This window comes from Amycolatopsis sp. NPDC021455 (assembly GCF_040640995.1).
GTDB lineage: Bacteria > Actinomycetota > Actinomycetes > Mycobacteriales > Pseudonocardiaceae > Amycolatopsis.
This window is the reverse complement of sequence record NZ_JBFACT010000036.1, coordinates 68,920-84,416: the sequence shown is the minus strand read 5'-3', so window position 1 is coordinate 84,416 and position 15,497 is coordinate 68,920. Positions and strand designations below refer to the sequence as shown.

General features: G+C 72.1%; 13 protein-coding genes. 7 read left to right on the top strand and 6 right to left on the bottom strand.

All coding sequences use genetic code 11. The annotated features are described in order from the left end of the window. Positions 1-71: 71 nt before the first annotated feature. Positions 72-485, bottom strand: a complete 414-nt coding sequence (locus tag AB0G28_RS31265; protein WP_361097053.1) for a hypothetical protein — start codon at positions 483-485, stop codon at positions 72-74. Between the two features lie 69 nt (positions 486-554). Between AB0G28_RS31265 and AB0G28_RS31260 the strand changes: the two genes are divergently transcribed. Beyond that, positions 555-2,096, top strand: coding sequence for a PHP domain-containing protein (locus AB0G28_RS31260; protein WP_361097033.1), 1,542 nt, complete (start codon positions 555-557; stop codon positions 2,094-2,096). Positions 2,097-2,137: 41 nt separating this feature from the next. After that, positions 2,138-3,214, top strand: a complete 1,077-nt coding sequence (locus tag AB0G28_RS31255; protein WP_361097051.1) for an alpha/beta hydrolase — start codon at positions 2,138-2,140, stop codon at positions 3,212-3,214. A gap of 97 nt (positions 3,215-3,311) precedes the next feature. Here the strand turns inward: AB0G28_RS31255 and AB0G28_RS31250 are convergent, their stop codons facing one another. The 4 genes from AB0G28_RS31250 to AB0G28_RS31235 form a co-directional block, all read right to left on the bottom strand. Then, positions 3,312-4,436 carry a HAMP domain-containing sensor histidine kinase gene (locus tag AB0G28_RS31250; RefSeq protein WP_361097030.1) on the bottom strand — a complete coding sequence of 375 codons (1,125 nt, stop codon included), beginning with the start codon at positions 4,434-4,436 and terminating at the stop codon, positions 3,312-3,314. Next, positions 4,433-5,110 (bottom strand): response regulator transcription factor, encoded by a 678-nt coding sequence (locus tag AB0G28_RS31245; protein WP_361097027.1) that lies wholly within the window; start codon positions 5,108-5,110, stop codon positions 4,433-4,435. The genes AB0G28_RS31250 and AB0G28_RS31245 overlap by 4 nt, the downstream gene beginning before the upstream one ends. Before the next feature lie 35 nt (positions 5,111-5,145). Further along, positions 5,146-5,541 carry a hypothetical protein gene (locus tag AB0G28_RS31240; protein WP_361097024.1) on the bottom strand — a complete coding sequence of 132 codons (396 nt, stop codon included), beginning with the start codon at positions 5,539-5,541 and terminating at the stop codon, positions 5,146-5,148. Between the two features lie 69 nt (positions 5,542-5,610). Continuing rightward, positions 5,611-7,065 (bottom strand): PucR family transcriptional regulator, encoded by a 1,455-nt coding sequence (locus AB0G28_RS31235; RefSeq protein ID WP_361097022.1) that lies wholly within the window; start codon positions 7,063-7,065, stop codon positions 5,611-5,613. Positions 7,066-7,225: 160 nt separating this feature from the next. On the opposite strand from AB0G28_RS31235, the gene AB0G28_RS31230 reads away from it, so the two are divergent. The 5 genes from AB0G28_RS31230 (at position 7,226) to AB0G28_RS31210 (ending at position 13,442) form a co-directional block, all read left to right on the top strand. Continuing rightward, a complete protein-coding gene (locus AB0G28_RS31230) occupies positions 7,226-8,686 on the top strand; it encodes a sodium:solute symporter (protein ID WP_361097019.1) in 1,461 nt (486 codons plus the stop codon). A gap of 33 nt (positions 8,687-8,719) precedes the next feature. Next, a complete protein-coding gene (speB, locus tag AB0G28_RS31225) occupies positions 8,720-9,664 on the top strand; it encodes an agmatinase (RefSeq protein WP_361097048.1) in 945 nt (314 codons plus the stop codon). After that, complete coding sequence (locus AB0G28_RS31220) at positions 9,661-11,304, top strand: thiamine pyrophosphate-binding protein (RefSeq protein WP_361097016.1); 1,644 nt, start codon at positions 9,661-9,663, stop codon at positions 11,302-11,304. The genes speB and AB0G28_RS31220 overlap by 4 nt, the downstream gene beginning before the upstream one ends. Next, positions 11,301-12,659, top strand: coding sequence for an aminobutyraldehyde dehydrogenase (locus AB0G28_RS31215; protein WP_361097013.1), 1,359 nt, complete (start codon positions 11,301-11,303; stop codon positions 12,657-12,659). Before AB0G28_RS31220 ends, AB0G28_RS31215 begins: the two co-directional genes overlap by 4 nt. 273 nt (positions 12,660-12,932) lie before the next feature. Next, entirely contained in the window at positions 12,933-13,442 is a 510-nt protein-coding gene (locus AB0G28_RS31210; RefSeq protein ID WP_361097010.1) for a hypothetical protein, read from the top strand. On the opposite strand, the gene dxs is transcribed toward AB0G28_RS31210, so the two are convergent. Then, positions 13,443-15,353, bottom strand: coding sequence for a 1-deoxy-D-xylulose-5-phosphate synthase (dxs, locus tag AB0G28_RS31205; protein WP_361097007.1), 1,911 nt, complete (start codon positions 15,351-15,353; stop codon positions 13,443-13,445). It abuts the gene before it with no gap. Between the last annotated feature and the right edge of the window lie 144 nt (positions 15,354-15,497).

The window sequence follows — 15,497 nt, the reverse complement described above, 5'->3', positions numbered from 1 at the left end:
CGCTTCCTGACCAAAAGCCGTGAAGGCCTCCTTCCCGGCCATAAGAGCCGGGAAGGAGGCCTTCACGGCTTTCAGTACTCGCCCTCGCGAGGGCACTTCGGCGGCGGCGCAGTGAGTTTCAGCTGCGCCGCCGTCGTGTCGGAGTCGATGACCGTCACGCGCTCGGCGGTCCGGTAGCGGGCGTGCAGCTCCTGTGCCCAGGCCCTCAGGTCGGTGCCGGGGACGGCGAGCAGGGAGACCGACGGCGGGTCCACGAACACCCGCCGGACCTTCGGGTCGTCGTGGAAAGACGGCATGGCCGCCCGCATTTCGGCGTCGGAGGGGAACACCACGACGACCGCCGCGCACAGCGTGTGCCCCGCCAGGGGCGCCGGGTTCGTGTCGACCGGCAGGTCCGGCGGCCGGACGAGCGCGGCGATGAAGAACGCCAGCCCCACCCCGGCCGCCAACGCGAGCGCGAAGACCGCCACCACCACTCGGACCACACCCAAGATCACAGCACACGTTGGCCGCCGGGACACCGCCCGTTCACCCCGGCGGCTTAGCGTCCCGCCGTGACCACCGATCGACGCCGCTTCCTCAAGGGTGCCGGGCTCGCGGCCGCCGCCGCGGGCGTGCCCCTCCCGGCCCCTGCTTCCGCCGAGTCCGACGCCGACCTGAGCCGCCTGTGCGGCCGCTACCAGTGGCTGGTCGGCGACCACCACACGCACAGCCAGTACTCCTACGACGCGATGTACCGGATCGACGACATCGCGCGCGGCGGCCGGGCGCACGGCGCGGACTGGATCGTCTTCACCGACCACGGCCACGCCGAGCACGAGAAGGCGTCGGTCGAGCCCACCGAAGCCGACTTCCTCGCCGCCCGGCGGAAGTACCCGGACCTGCTGCTGTGGCACGGCATGGAGTGGAACGTCCCGGGCGCCGAGCACGCGACGGTGTTCTTCCAGGCCGGGGACCGGCAGGCCGCGAAGCTGCGCGAGTTCGAGCGCACCTTCGACTGGCGGCTGACGAACTCGGAGGCGTCGAGCCCGGCGAACGAGGCCCTCGCCCTCCGGGCGCTGCGGTGGCTCTCGGACGAAGAACGCGCGCGGCGGATCCACGCGCCGGTCGTGCTGGTCAACCACCCGCTGCGCAACGGCCGCGTCGCCCCGCACGAGCTGCGGGCCTACCGCGACGCCGCCCCGGCCATCGTCATCGGCATGGAAGGCGCACCCGGCGCGCAGGCCGACGGCTTCCCGAAGCCGCTCGGCAACGGCGGCGCGCGCGGCGGCTACGTCAACAACCCCGGCGCGAACTCGTGGCCGGGCTTCCCGGCCGAGGCGTACCGGACGCACGGCGGCTGGGACTGGGCGACGGCGAAGGTCGGCGGGCTCTGGGACTCGCTGCTCGCCGAGGGCAAGCCGTGGTGGGTCACGACGAACTCCGACTCCCACTACAACCGCGGCGACACGCTGGTCCGCCCGCAGGTGCCGGACGGCTGGTACGACACCAGCGGCAAGTTCCCCGACCCGGTCGACACCGGCGTCCCGCAGCTGCTCGCGCCGTACGCCGACTTCTACCCCGGCGAGTTCAGCCGCACGTACGTCGGCGTCACGCGGCGAAGCCTCGAAGGCGTCCTGGAGGGCCTCCGGGCGGGCCGGATCTGGGGTGTGCACGGCGGCCTCGCGCAGGATCTGCAGGTCGGCGCGTACAGCCGTGGTTCCTCGGCGACCCTGGGCGGGCGCCTGCGGGTCCGGCGCGGGTCGGACGTGACGCTGGTGATCAGCGCGCGGCTGGCGTCCCGGCCGAACGGCGGCGGCACGGTGCCGCGGCTGGCCCGCCTCGACGTCGTCGCGGGCCCGGTCACCGGCCCGGTGACCGACCGCGACACGATGACCGCGCCGGGCACGCGGGTCGTGGAGTCGTTCGAGCCGCGCTGGGCGCCGGGACGGCAGGTCGTCTTCCGGCACACCTTCCGGAACGTGCGCGAGCCGTTCTACGTGCGGGTCCGCGGCACGAACGGCGATTCCGAGCCGACGCCGGACGTCATCGGCCAGGCGAACCCGTTCGAGGACCTCTGGCTGTACGCGAATCCGATTTTCGCGGACATTTGTTGAAACTTCCCGCGCGGGTGTCCACTGTATACGGTGTGAGACGGATGCTCGTGTGGTCGATCATGACCGGGTTGCGGTTCCTGCTGCGGCTGCCGGAGCCGGTGCTGCGCGTGATCGCCGGCCGTCCGGTGGTGGTGGACGGGCGGCAGCCGGTGCTCTCCGCCCGCGTGCTGATGCAGGTGTCGCGGTTCGCGCCGTTCGACGCGCCGCATCAGAACGGCGACCTCGCGCGGGCGCGGCGGGAGCTGAACCTGGCGGGCGCGCTCGCCGGCGCGGGGATCTGCCCGGGCGTCCGGACCCGCGACGCTTCGTGGCCCGGGCCGGGCGGGCCGCTGCCGTTGCGGCTGTACGAACCGGAGGGCGTCCCGGCGGGCGGCCCGGCGCTGGTGTACTTCCACGGCGGCGGGTTCGTGCTCGGCAGCCTCGACACGCACGAAGGCGCGTGCCGGCTGCTGGCCGAGGAAGCCGGGGTGCGGGTGGTGTCGGTCGGTTACCGGCTCGCCCCGGAGCACCCGTTCCCGGCGGCGGCGTCGGACGCGGTGGCGGCGTTCGCCCACGTGCACGACCACGCGGCGGAGTTCGGCATCGACCCGGACCGGCTGGCGGTGGGCGGCGACAGCAGCGGCGGCAACCTCGCGGCGGTGGTCGCCCACACGGCGGCCCGCGGCGAGCTGCCCCGCCCGGTGTTCAGCCTCCTGCTCACCCCGGCGACCGACGCTCTCGGCGAGTCGGAGTCGCACCGCCAGTTCGGCTCGGGCTTCCGCCTCGACCGGGACGAGTGGAGCTGGTACCGCGAGCAGTACCTCCGCGACCCGGCCCTCTACAAGGACCCCCGCGCATCGGTCCTCTACGACGACCACCTGACGGGCCTGCCCCCGACGTACGTGGCAACGTGCGGCTTCGACCTGCTGCGCGACGAAGGCGAGGCCTACGCGGCCCGCTTGGCTTCCGCCGGAGTCCCCTTGGTCCACCGCCGTCACGAAGGCCAGCTACACGGCTTCGCCAACCGCGTCGGCGTGGACCCGGACGCCCGCGCGGCCATGCTCCACGCGGCCGGCGTCCTCCGCGCCGCCCTCGCCCTCAGCCCAACACGTGATCAAGGCGTCGACACGCGTGATTGAGGGGTCGAGACGCGTGATTGAGGGGTCGACACTCCGGATCGAGCGAGCGTCGGCGTGTCGTCCCTCCAATCACGCATGCTGACCCTTCAATCACGGGTCAGCGGACCGGGAGGTGGACCGTCACGCCCAGGCCGCCGCCCACGATCGGTTCCGCCGTGACCGTTCCGCCGTGGGCCGCCACCGCGGCGCGGACGATCGACAAGCCCAGGCCCGCGCCCGAGCGGGCCGTGCGGGCCACGCCGGCGCGGCGGAACGGCTCGAACAGCTCCGGCACCGCCGCCGGGTCCACCAGACCGCCGGACGAGCGGACCCGCAGCGTCGACCACCGCGGCCCGGGCTGGGTGACGACGTCCAGCCAGCCGCCGTCGACGTTGTGGCGGACGGCGTTCTCCAGCAGGTTGCCCGCGATCCGCTCCAGCAGCGCCGGGTCGCCGAACGCCGAAGCCGGCGGCGTCGCGAACGAAGCCCGGATGCCGCGCTGCTCGGCCTCGCGGCGGACCGCGCGCCAGGCCCGGTCGACGACGGCCGCCAGGTCGACCGGCTCGCGCACCCCGAGGCCGGCACCGTCCGTGCGGGCCAGCAGCAGCAGCGAGTTGACCAGCTGCCCGGCCCGCTCGGTGGCGTCGCGGACCACTCCGCCCATCCGGCGCAGCTCGGCGACGTCGGCTTCGTCGTCGGCGAGGGTGACGTCCAGTTCCGTGCGGATCACCGACAACGGCGTCCGCAGCTCGTGGCTCGCGTTCGCGACGAAGTGGCGTTGGGCGTCGAACGCGGCCTGCAGCCGGTCGAGCATGTCGTCGAACGTGCTCGCCAGCTCGGCCAGCTCGTCGCGAGAGCGGATCTCGCCGATCCGCTCCCCCAGCGACTCGACCGACAGCCGCCGCGCGGTGCCGGTGATCTCGCGCAGCGGCAGCAGCACCCGCGAGGTGAACGTCCAGGCGAGGATCGCCGCGGCCGCCACCACCAGCAGGAACGCCAGCGAGCCGAACAGCAGCATCCGGTCGCGGGCGTGCACGCGCAGGTGCTCGGCGAGCGAGGACGCGTCGACCTCGACGCCGTCGACGACCACCGTGCTCCCCGGCGGCATCTGCGGGACGGCGTCGAGCGAGTCCCGGACCAGCGTCCAGGCCAGCCAGAGCAGCAGCAGGCTGACGGCGGCGACCAGCACGGTCGCCAGCAGCGTGATCCGGGCGCGGAGCGTGCGGGTGCCCGGCAGGTTCACGCGCGCGGCGCGCCGGGCTCCGGCACCCGGTACCCGGAGCCGACGACGGTCTCGATGATCCCCGGCTCGCCGAGCTTCTTCCGCAACGTCATCACGGTGACCCGCACGGTCGTGGTGAACGGGTCGGCGTTCTCGTCCCACACCCGTTCGAGCAGCTCTTCGCTGCTGACGACGGATCCCGCGGCCTGCAGCAGGACCTCGAGGACGCCGAACTCCTTGCGGGTCAGCTCGATCGGCCCGCTCGCGCGGCGGACCGTGCGCTTGGCCGGGTCGAGCTCGACGTCCCCGGCGGTGAGCAGCGGCGGCGCGGCCGGCGTGGCCCGGCGGCCCAGCGCCCGCACCCGCGCGACGAGCTCGGGGAAGGCGAACGGCTTGGCGAGGTAGTCGTCGGCACCGATCGACAGCCCGTCCACGCGGTCGGACACCGAACTGCTCGCGGTGAGCATGAGCACCCGGGTCAGCTCCCCGGACGCGACGATCTCCCGGCACAGCTCGTCCCCGGACATCCCGGGCAGGTCCCGGTCCAGCAGCACGACGTCGTACCGCGTGACGGCGGCCTTCTCGTGCCCGTCGTCCCCGGTGAGCGCGACGTCCACCGCCATCCCCTCGCGGCGCAGGCCGCGGGCGATCGCGTCGGCCAGGGGTTCTTCGTCCTCGACTACCAAAACTCGCACGAGCCCACAATCCCATATTTTCCTGAGAGTGCCCTTTAAGGACCTTGTGCGTCCGGTGAGGCCGTGTCCCGGAAGCTCTCCAGCGGCACGTTCTCCGAGAGGGCATCCCGCAGGACACGCGTGGGCTGGGCCGCTCCTCTTCGGTGCCAGTGGCGTCCACGCCCGTCCAGGAAATGAAGACTCAGCCCCAGCCGGCGCGGACGCAGGACATCAACCGGGCCGCCACCTTCGGGCAGGTGGAGGACGAGCCGGGTCCGCACCGATTCACCCGGCTTCACGATCCGGAATCCCTGTTGCCCCGTGCCCACTTCCGGGATGGCGACGACGAGATTGAAGATCGGCATATCGCTGTAGTTCCACACCACGCCTGCCAGCTCCAGCGTCCGGAATTCGGCATTGAGGGGGTAAGACTCCTCGGTGATGCTCGACACGAGGAGCCTCGCCTGCGTGGCCTGCTCGTCACGGTCGGCGGCCCTGCGGGCGCGGATTTCGTGGACCAGTTACCCGTGTGCGTCCGGTGAGGCCCAGCGAAGCGCGAACCACAGCCGCATGCGGGTCTCCGGATCCGACAAATCCACCTGCAGCGCCCGCTCGGCCTGGGCGATCCGGTGCCGGACGCTGTTGCGGTGCACGCCCAGCTCCGCCGCCGTCGGCTCCCAGCCGCCGTGGTGGGCCAGCCACGTCCGCAACGTCAGCACCAGCTGCCGGTCCTGCGACCGGTCCAGTGCCACCAACGGCTCCAGGGCCTTCGCCGCGAAGCCACCCGCCGCGGCCGGATCGAGCAGGGCGTCGAAGTCCAGCGGCCCGCTGCCCGCCACGACCGGACGGCCCAGGGCGCGGGCACGCGAAAGCAGCAGCTCGGCCTCCGCCACGGAGTCGGCCAGCTGCCCGGCGGGCACCGGCGAGCCCACGGCCGCGAGCCAGCCGTGCTCGCGCAGGTCCTCCAGCACCGGAAGCGGGACGGCGCCGGCGACGGCCGTGAAAGAAGGCCCGGGCAGCACCGAGACCAAGGGCGTGTCCAGCCGCGCCCGCAGCCAGTCCGGGCGCTGGGCCACCTCGCCGGGGCCGCGCCGGTACGCCGCGCCGGCCACCAGCCGGACGACCTCCGACCCCAGCAGGGACCGGGCCACCTCGCCGGGCGAGGTCCGGCCGAGCAGCAGGCCGGTGGCCGCCGCGCCCAGCTCGGCCGCGTCCGAACCCGCGCGGCCGACCAGGCCGAGCAAGGCCGCTCCGACGGCGAGGATCGCCCGGTCGGCCCCTTCGAGCCGCCGGGACCGGCCGACGACCACCAGGTGCGACGCCGTGGCCTGCGGGTACACCGGCTGGACGACCACGAACCCGCCGTCGACCTCGGTCGTCGCGCTCCGGATCCCGCTGCCCGCCCGCACGGTCGCCATCAGCTCCCGCACCGGGAGCGGCAGCGGCACGGGCGCGTCGTGCGCCGAGGCCAGCACGTCCCCGGCGCCGACCAGGGCGACCCACGACCGCAGCACCGCCGCCAGCGACGACGTCAGCTCGCCGAGCCCGCCACCCGCCGCCCGCGTCAGCGTCTCGCGCGCCGCCGTGATCCGCCGCTGTTCCCGCTGGCCCGCCTCGGTCAGCGCGACCGAGACCGCCCGGTTGATCGCCAGGAACGGAGTGCGCGGAGGCACCACCAGCAGCGGCAGCCCGCGGCGCGCGCAGGCCCGGCGCAGGGATTCCGGCAGGGTCTCGTGCACCGTCGGGGTGAGGCCGAAGCCCAGCGCCGTCACGCCGGCGTCCCGCAGCCCGCGTACGTACCGGTCGATCCGCTCGGGCAGGTCGACACCCGCGGTGAGGATCAGTTCGCCACCCACCAGGTAGGGCGCGGGGTTCTGCAGCTCACTGACGTGGGCCCAGCGCACGGGGAGGTCCAGCGCGCCCGGCCGCAGCGTTTCGGGGACGACCTCCAGCGCTAGCTCCCGGTTGCCGACCACGTCCCGTAACGGGACATTCACCTCCGTGGACACCGAATCCGGGGTTGTGGCCATTTCATCCTCGCCCAAGTCGATTTGAAGATGCATCATCCCATCCCACCGGCGTGGCGGGCGAACCTACGGTGACCCGAAACGACACTCCGGCGGCAAGGAGGACACCGTGACCGGCGACTACGCGGTGATCGCGCTGTACATCGCGGGCATGATCGGGGTCGGCTGGTACGGCCTCCGGCTCGCGAAGACCAAGTCCGACTACCTGGTCGCCGGGCGGCGGCTGGGCTGGTTCATGTATTCCGGCACGATGTCGGCCGTCGTCCTCGGCGGCGCGTCGACGGTCGGCGGCGTGAAGCTCGGCTACAAGTTCGGCATCTCCGGCATGTGGCTGGTCGTGAGCATCGGCGTCGGCATCCTCGTGCTGCACGCGCTGTTCGCCCGCCGGCTGGTGAAGCTGAAGGTCTACACCGTCGGCGAGATGCTCGACCTGCGCTACGGCGGCCGCACCAGCGCCGTGTCCGGCGTCGTGATGTGGGGCTACACGCTGATGCTCACGGTCACCTCGACCCTGGCGTTCGCGACCATCTTCAAGGTGCTGTTCGACCTGCCGAACTGGGCCGGGATCGCCGTCGGCGGCTCGATCGTCGTGCTCTACTCGGTGCTCGGCGGCATGTGGTCGATCACCCTCACCGACATCGCCCAGTTCGTCATCAAGACCATCGGCATCCTGGCCATCCTGCTGCCGGTCGCGATCGGCTCCGCCGGCGGTTTCTCCGGCATGAGCGCCAAGCTCGACGCGAGCTTCTTCAGCTTCACCTCGATCGGTACCGACACGATCATCACGTACTTCGTGATCTACACCTTCGGCCTGCTGATCGGCCAGGACATCTGGCAGCGCGTGTTCACCGCCCGCACGCCGGCGATCGCGACGTCCGGCGGCATCACCTCCGGCGTCTACTGCCTGGTCTACGGCCTGGCCGGCGCCCTGATCGGCACCGCGGCGCACGCGCTGTACCCGGACATCGCCAGCGCGCAGGACGCCTTCGCGACGATCGTCGAGCGGCTGCTGCCGACCGGCGTCCGCGGCCTGGTCCTGGCGGCCGCGCTCTCGGCGATGATGTCGACGGCGAGCGGCGCGCTGATCGCCTGCTCGACCACCACGACGTCGGACCTGCTGACGAAGCTGGGCCTGAAGAAGGGCGGCGAAGTCAGCCGCAACCGGATCGCCACCCTCGTGCTCGGGCTGATCGCCATCGGGATCGCCATGATCGTCGACGATGTCGTCAACGCGCTGACCATCGCCTACGACATCCTGGTCGGCGGCCTGCTCGTGGCCATCGTCGGCGCGCTGTTCTGGAAGCGCGGCACCCGGCAGGGCGCGTACGCGTCGATGGTCGCCGGCACGGTGTGCGTGGTCGCGTTCATGATCATCGACGGCGTCGACGCCAACACCCCGATCTACTGGGGCCTGGGCGCGAGCCTGGTGGTCTACCTGGCCGTCAGCTTCGCCACGCCCCGCACGTCCGACGCGATCCTCACCGTCTGGACCCGGCGCCTCAGCGGCGCCGAGGCCGATCCCGAAGCCGATCCCGAAGCCGCGGAGACCCCCGCGCCCGTCCGAGCCTGACCACGAGAACAGGAGCCCTCAGCAGTGAACGACATGCCCCCGGTCGGCCCGCTCGACTCGTCCCGGATCCCGCGCTTCGCCGGGTTCGCGACCTTCGCGCGGCTGCCGCGGATCGACCAGGTCGACCACGCCGACGTCGCCGTGGTCGGGGTGCCCTTCGACTCCGGGGTGTCCTACCGGCCCGGCGCGCGGTTCGGCCCGGCGGCCGTGCGCGAGGCGAGCCGGCTGCTGCGGCCGTACCACCCGGAGCTGGACGTCTCGCCGTTCGCCGAACGGCAGGTGGTGGACGCGGGCGACATCGCCGTCAACCCGTTCAACATCGGCGAGGCGATCGAGACGCTGCAGCAGGAAGCCGAAGCACTGCAGGCGAGCGGGACGCGGCTGGTGACCGTCGGCGGCGACCACACCATCGCGCTGCCGCTGCTGCGGGCGGCGGCGAAGAAGTACGGACCCGTCGCCCTGCTGCACTTCGACGCGCACCTCGACACCTGGGACACCTACTTCGGCGAGCCGTACACGCACGGCACGCCGTTCCGGCGGGCGTCCGAGGAAGGCATCCTCGACACGAGCGCGCTGTCGCACGTCGGTACGCGCGGGCCGCTGTACGGCAAGCGTGACCTCGAAGAGGACCGGCGGCTGGGCTTCGGCATCGTCACCTCCGGCGACGTCCTGCGCCGCGGGGTGGCCGAGACCGTCGACGCGCTGCGGCAGCGCATCGGCGACCGGCCGCTGTACGTCTCGGTCGACATCGACGTGCTCGACCCGGCGCACGCCCCCGGTACCGGCACGCCCGAGGCGGGCGGGCTGACCAGCCGTGAGCTCCTGGAGATCCTGCGCGGCCTGCGTGATCTCAACCTGGTCGGCGCGGACGTCGTCGAGCTGGCCCCGGCCTACGACCACGCCGAGATCACCGCCATCGCGGCCTCCCACGTCGCCTACGACCTGGTGAGCCTGCTGACCTTGGGGAAGGGCGCATGACGCGCATCGGCGGCGACGTCGTCGTCGAGACGCTGCGGGCGCTGGGCGCCGACACGGTGTTCGGCCTGCCGGGCCAGCACGCGCTGGGCCTGTTCGAGGCGCTGCGGCGCGCGGGCGACCTGCGCGTGATCAGCGGGCGCGTCGAGAACAACCTCGCCTTCGCCGCCGACGGGCACGCCCGCGCCCGGCTCGCCGCCGACCCCGACGGCCCGGTGCCGGTGACGCCGTTGATCGTCTCCACCGGCCCGGGCGCGCTGCTGACGTTGGCGTCCCTGCAGGAGTCCCGCGCCGCTTCGGTGCCCGTGCTCGGGATCTCCAGCCAGGTCCCGGTCGCCGGGCTGGGCGGCGGACGGCACGGGTACCTGCACGAGCTGCCCGACCAGCAGGCCAGCTTCCGGGACGTCGTGAAGTCGGTGCACGTCGTGCGGCGCGCGAGCCAGCTCCCGTCAGCCCTGCGGGAGGCGTGGACGTCGGCGGCGACCGCGCCCTACGGGCCGGTGTGGGTCGAGATCCCGCAGGACGTGCTGCTCGGCCCGGCCGGACTCCCGCCGATCACGTCGGTCTCGGCCGCACCGCCGGTTTTGCCTCCGCTTCCCGAACTGGTGACTTCGGCGGCCGACCTGCTGGCGGCGGCGTCGAACCCGGTGATCCTCGCCGGCGGCGGCGCCCTGCGCTCCGGCGCGCATGCGGAGTTGCTGGCGCTGGCGGAGGCCCTGCGGGCGCCGGTGATCTCGACGTTCGGCGGCAAGGGTGTCTTTCCTTGGGGCCACGAGCTTTCCGGGCGGTCGTGGCTGGAGGACTGGCACACCACGGAGTTCCTCGCCGCCGCCGACGTGCTGCTGGTGCTCGGTTCCGGCCTGGGCGAGCTGTCCAGCAACTACCGGGAGTTCGCCCCGCGTGGCCGGGTGATCCAGGTCGAAGCCGATCTGGGGAAGCTGGAGTCGAACTACCCGGGCCTGGGCATCCACGCCGACGTCCGGCTCACGCTGCAGGCGCTGCTGGAGTGGGTGCCGATGCGGCGCTCCGACGGCCGGGCCGAGAAGGCGGTTTCTTCGCTGCTGTCCTCTGTCGAGTCGCGGTTGGACGGTCAGGACCTGGCCGCCGAGCGGAAGCTGATCGACGACATCCGCGCGGCGCTGCCCGAGGGCACGCAGACGTTCTGGGACATGACGATCGCGGCGTACTGGGCCTGGTCGGCGTGGAACCCCGAAGGCGCGCCGATCCACACCGCGCAGGGCGCGGGCGGCCTGGGCTACGGCTTGCCCGGCGCGCTCGGCGGCGCCGTCGCCGGAGGCCCGACGCTGGCGGTGTCGGGTGACGGCGGCGCGATGTACGGCGTCGCCGAGCTGGCCACCGCGGTGCAACACGACCTCGACGTCACCTGGCTGATCATCGACGACGGCGGCTACGGCATCCTCCGCGAGTACCTCACCGACGCCTTCGGCCGGACGACGGCCACCGAGCTGGCCCGGCCCGACTTCGTGGCCTTGGCTGCCTCCTTCGGCGTGCCGGCGTGTCTGTCCACTCCGGACACGGTCGGCGAAGACCTGGCGAAGGCGCTGCGCACGCCCGGGCCGTCCGTCGTCGTCCTCCCCGCGTTGCTGAAGCTGTTCGCGCCGACCCACCTGGAGAAGGCATGACCCGCACGCTCGACCTGACCGACCCGGCGACCGGCGAGGTCTTCGGCACCAGCCCCGTCGCCTCGCAGTCCGAGGTGGACGAGGCGATGGCGGTCGCCGCGCAAGCGTTTGCGGTCTGGCGTCGCAGCACGCCGGCGCAGCGGCAGCTGGCCTTGCTGAAGATCGCCGACGCCCTGGAAGCGCGGGCTTCCGAATTCGCCGACCTGGAGGTGCGCGAGACGGGCAAGATCCGGTCGGTGGTGCTCGAGGAGGAGATCCCGGAGTGCGTGAGCGCGCTGAGGTTCTTCGCCGGGGCCGCACGGCAGCTGGAGGGCACCGCGGCCGGGGAGTACGCGCCGGGCCACACGTCGGTGATCCGCCGTGAGCCGGTCGGGGTCTGCGCGCAGATCGCGCCGTGGAACTACCCGCTGATGATGGCGGTGTGGAAGATCGCACCGGCGCTGGCGGCGGGCAACACGGTGGTGCTCAAGCCGGCCGAGACGACACCGTCGACGGCGGTGCTGCTGGCCCGGGTGGCGGCGGAGTTCCTGCCACCGGGGGCGTTCACCGTGCTGACCGGCGACCGCGACACCGGCCGCGCGCTGGTCCGCCACCCGGGCACCGACCTGGTCTCGATCACGGGATCGACGCGCGCGGGCATCGACGTCGCCACCGTGGCGGCCGCGGACCTCAAGCGCACCCACCTGGAACTGGGCGGCAACGCACCACTGCTGGTGTTCCCCGACGCCGACCTCGCTTCGACGGTCGAGGGCATCGCCGGAGCGGCGTTCTACAACGCGGGCCAGGACTGCACGGCGGGCAGCAGGGTACTGGTGCACGAGTCGATCCACGACGACTTCGTCGCCTCACTCGCGAAGGCGGCTTCGGCACAAACGCCGGGCGTCGACTACGGGCCGTTGAACAGCGCAGCGCAGTTCTCACGCGTCGAGGGCCTGATTTCGCGGCTGCCTTCACACGCCCGCATCGAAACCGGCGGGACACGGTTCGGCGCACGCGGGTTCTTCTTCTCGCCCACGGTGATTTCGGGAGTGCGGCAGGACGACGAGATCGTCCAGGAGGAGATCTTCGGGCCGGTGATCACGGTCCAGTCCTTTTCGGACGAGGCCTCGGCGGTTTCGTTGGCCAACGGCGTCCCGTACGGTCTGGCATCGTCGGTCTGGACCCGCGACCTCGCCGTCGCGACGCGGGTATCGGCCGAGCTGGACTTCGGCTGCGTGTGGGTCAACACGCACGGGCCACTGGTGGCGGAGATGCCCCACGGCGGCTTCGGCCACTCCGGCCACGGCAAGGATCTTTCGGCGTATGCGTTTGCCGAGTACACCCGTGTCAAGCACGTGATGACGAGGTTCGGCTGAGCGCTCGCGAGCTGCGACCCGGCCTGGCGAGGTACCGCCGATTTCCGGCAATTCTTTTCAGCGCCTTTTATTGCGCCGAAAGGGTGAGATATTCCACATTCTGGGACCAAAGCCCCTATCGTCGTTGTCCACGGCAGGACACGGTGAAATCACCTGCCCGCACGACCGGCGAGGGTGATGGAAATGGTACATGGGACGAGACCTCCGGACTATGAATCCCAACACGAGGATTCAGGAGGTTTCTTTCACTCGACCCGGGCTATGCTCATCGCCGTGGCCGGCGTGATCACCGCGTTGACCGCACTGCTCACCATTCTGTCGCAGACGGGTGTGATCGGCCGGAATTCCACGCCCACCCCCACGCCCGCTCCGGTTACGACCAAGGCCTCCGACGATCGCTGGATCGCCGAAGCGACTTCGGTGTGCACGCAGGCCGACTCGATGCTGAACTCGCTGCAATCCGAGGTCGACCAACGTCGGCCGTGGGCCGAAGTCGTCGCCAGAATCGCCGCCATCTACCGGGCCATGGACATGGATCTGCGCAATGTCAGCGCACCCACCGAGGCCCGGCAACGGATTCAGCTGATGACCGGCGCCTGGGACCAGGCCGCCGGCGAGTACGAACACGCCGCGACCGATTATGCCGGGGGAAACGCCGCCCAGGTACCGGACGACCTCCAGCGGGCGACCGAAGCGAACGCGCGGGGCAACCAGGTGGCAGACGACCTCAACCTGTCGCCCTGCGCGTCCGCCGGGGCGGGCTTGTCCTTCGGCGTCTACTGATCAGCTGCGGTTCGCGTTCTTCTTCGCCGGTTCCTCCGAGCCGATGCGGCCCGCAGCCCACTCCGTCACCCGGCGGGCCACGTCCTGGGCCGTCAGGCCCACACGGGCCAGCACCTCATCCCGGCTCCCATGGTCATGGAAAGACTGCGGCACGGCGAGATCCCGCAGCGGCACGTCGCACTCCGCGTCGCGGAACAGGGCCGCCAGGGCCGAGCCGAAGCCGCCGTGACGGCCGCTGTCCTCCACCGTCACCACCAGCTTGTGCTGCGATGCCAGCGCCACCAGCTCCGCCGGGACCGGGAGCACCCAGCGCGGGTCGACGACCGTGACGCCGATGCCCTGGTCGGCCAGCCGGTCGGCGGCCGCCAGTCCCAGGTTCGCGAACGCGCCCACCGTCACCAGCAGCACGTCGGCGCCCTCGGCCGGGCGGCGCAGCACGTCGACCGTGCCGATCCGCTCCACCGCCGTCACGTCCGTGCCGACCTTGCCCTTCGAGAACCGCAGCGCGGTCGGCCCGTCCGACACCGCGACGGCCTCGCGCAGCTCCTCGCGCAACGTCGCCGGGTCGCGCGGCGCCGCCACGCGCATTCCCGGCACCATGCCGAGCAGCGAGAGGTCCCACATGCCGTGGTGGCTGGGCCCGTCCGGCCCGGTGATGCCGGCTCGGTCGAGCACCAGCGTCACCGGCAGGCGGTGCAGCGCGACGTCCATCAGCACCTGGTCGAACGCGCGGTTCAGGAACGTCGAGTAGATCGCGACGACCGGGTGCAGCCCGCCCATCGCGAGCCCCGCGGCCGAGGTGACCGCGTGCTGCTCCGCGATGCCGACGTCGTACCAGCGGTCCGGGAACGCGTCGGCGAACTTGTCCAGCCCGGTCGAGCGCAGCATCGCCGCCGTGATCGCGACGACGTCCTCGCGCTCGGCGCCGATCTTCGCCAGCTCCGCGCCGAACACGCCGGTCCAGCTCGGGCCCTTCACCGGGGGCAGGCCGGTCTCCGGGTCGATCGGGTCGGTCTGGTGCATCTGGTCGTGCTCGTTGTTCACCGCGGGCGCGTAGCCGTGGCCCTTCTCGGTCACCACGTGCACGATCACCGCTCCGCCGAACGTCTTCGCGCTGTGCAGGGCCTTCTCCAGCGCCACCTGGTCGTGACCGTCGACCGGGCCGAGGTACTTCAGGCCGAGGTCGGAGAACATCGCCTGCGGGCTCAGCGCGTCCTTCAGCCCGGCCTTCGCGGCGTGCAGCGCGGCGTAGATCGGCTTGCCGACGACCGGGGTGTGCTTGAGGATCTCGCGGCCGCCGTCGAGCAGCCGCTCGTAGCCCGGCTGCAGGCGCAGCGCGGCGAGGTGGTCGGCCAGGGCGCCGATGGTCGGCGAGTACGACCGGCCGTTGTCGTTGATGACGATGACGACCGGGCGGTCCCGGTGCGCGGCGATGTTGTTGAGCGCCTCCCAGCACATACCGCCGGTGAGCGCGCCGTCCCCGACGACGGCGATCGCGTGCCGCCCGCCGCCGGCCAGCTCGAAGGCCTTGGCCAGGCCGTCCACATAGGACAGTCCGGACGACGCGTGGCTGCTCTCCACCCAGTCGTGCTCACTCTCCGCACGCGACGGGTAGCCCGTGACCCCGCCGGTCTGGCGCAGCAGGTCGAACCCTGCCGCGCGGCCCGTGACGAGCTTGTGGACATACGCCTGGTGACCGACGTCCCAGACGATCGCGTCGCGGGGCGAGTCGAACACGCGGTGCAGCGCCAGGGTGAGCTCGACGACGCCGAGGTTGGGCCCCAGGTGCCCGCCGGCGCGGCGGACCTTGTCGACGAGGAAGTCCCGGATCTCGGCGGCCAGTTCGCCGAGGTCCTCGACACTCATGCGCTTCAGGTCCGCCGGTCCGTCCACGGACTCCAGCAACGTCACTCGTCTCCACCTCGCCTGGTCGATCCACCCCATGTTCCGGCCAGTCTACGGAGACCCGCCGGAGAGGTTCCGCCCGCCGCGTCCGGCGTCACAACCGGAGCGCGACCACACGTCAGCGTCCGGGGTGAACCTCGTCTCGGTCCG

Bases quoted from the DNA above. Each gene is read 5' to 3' on its own strand.
- speB (WP_361097048.1), top strand. From the start codon at position 8,720: ATGCCCCCGGTCGGCCCGCTCGACTCGTCCCGGATCCCGCGCTTCGCC.
- AB0G28_RS31220 (WP_361097016.1), top strand. From the start codon at position 9,661: ATGACGCGCATCGGCGGCGACGTCGTCGTCGAGACGCTGCGGGCGCTG.
- AB0G28_RS31215 (WP_361097013.1), top strand. From the start codon at position 11,301: ATGACCCGCACGCTCGACCTGACCGACCCGGCGACCGGCGAGGTCTTC.
- AB0G28_RS31255 (WP_361097051.1), top strand. From the start codon at position 2,138: ATGCTCGTGTGGTCGATCATGACCGGGTTGCGGTTCCTGCTGCGGCTG.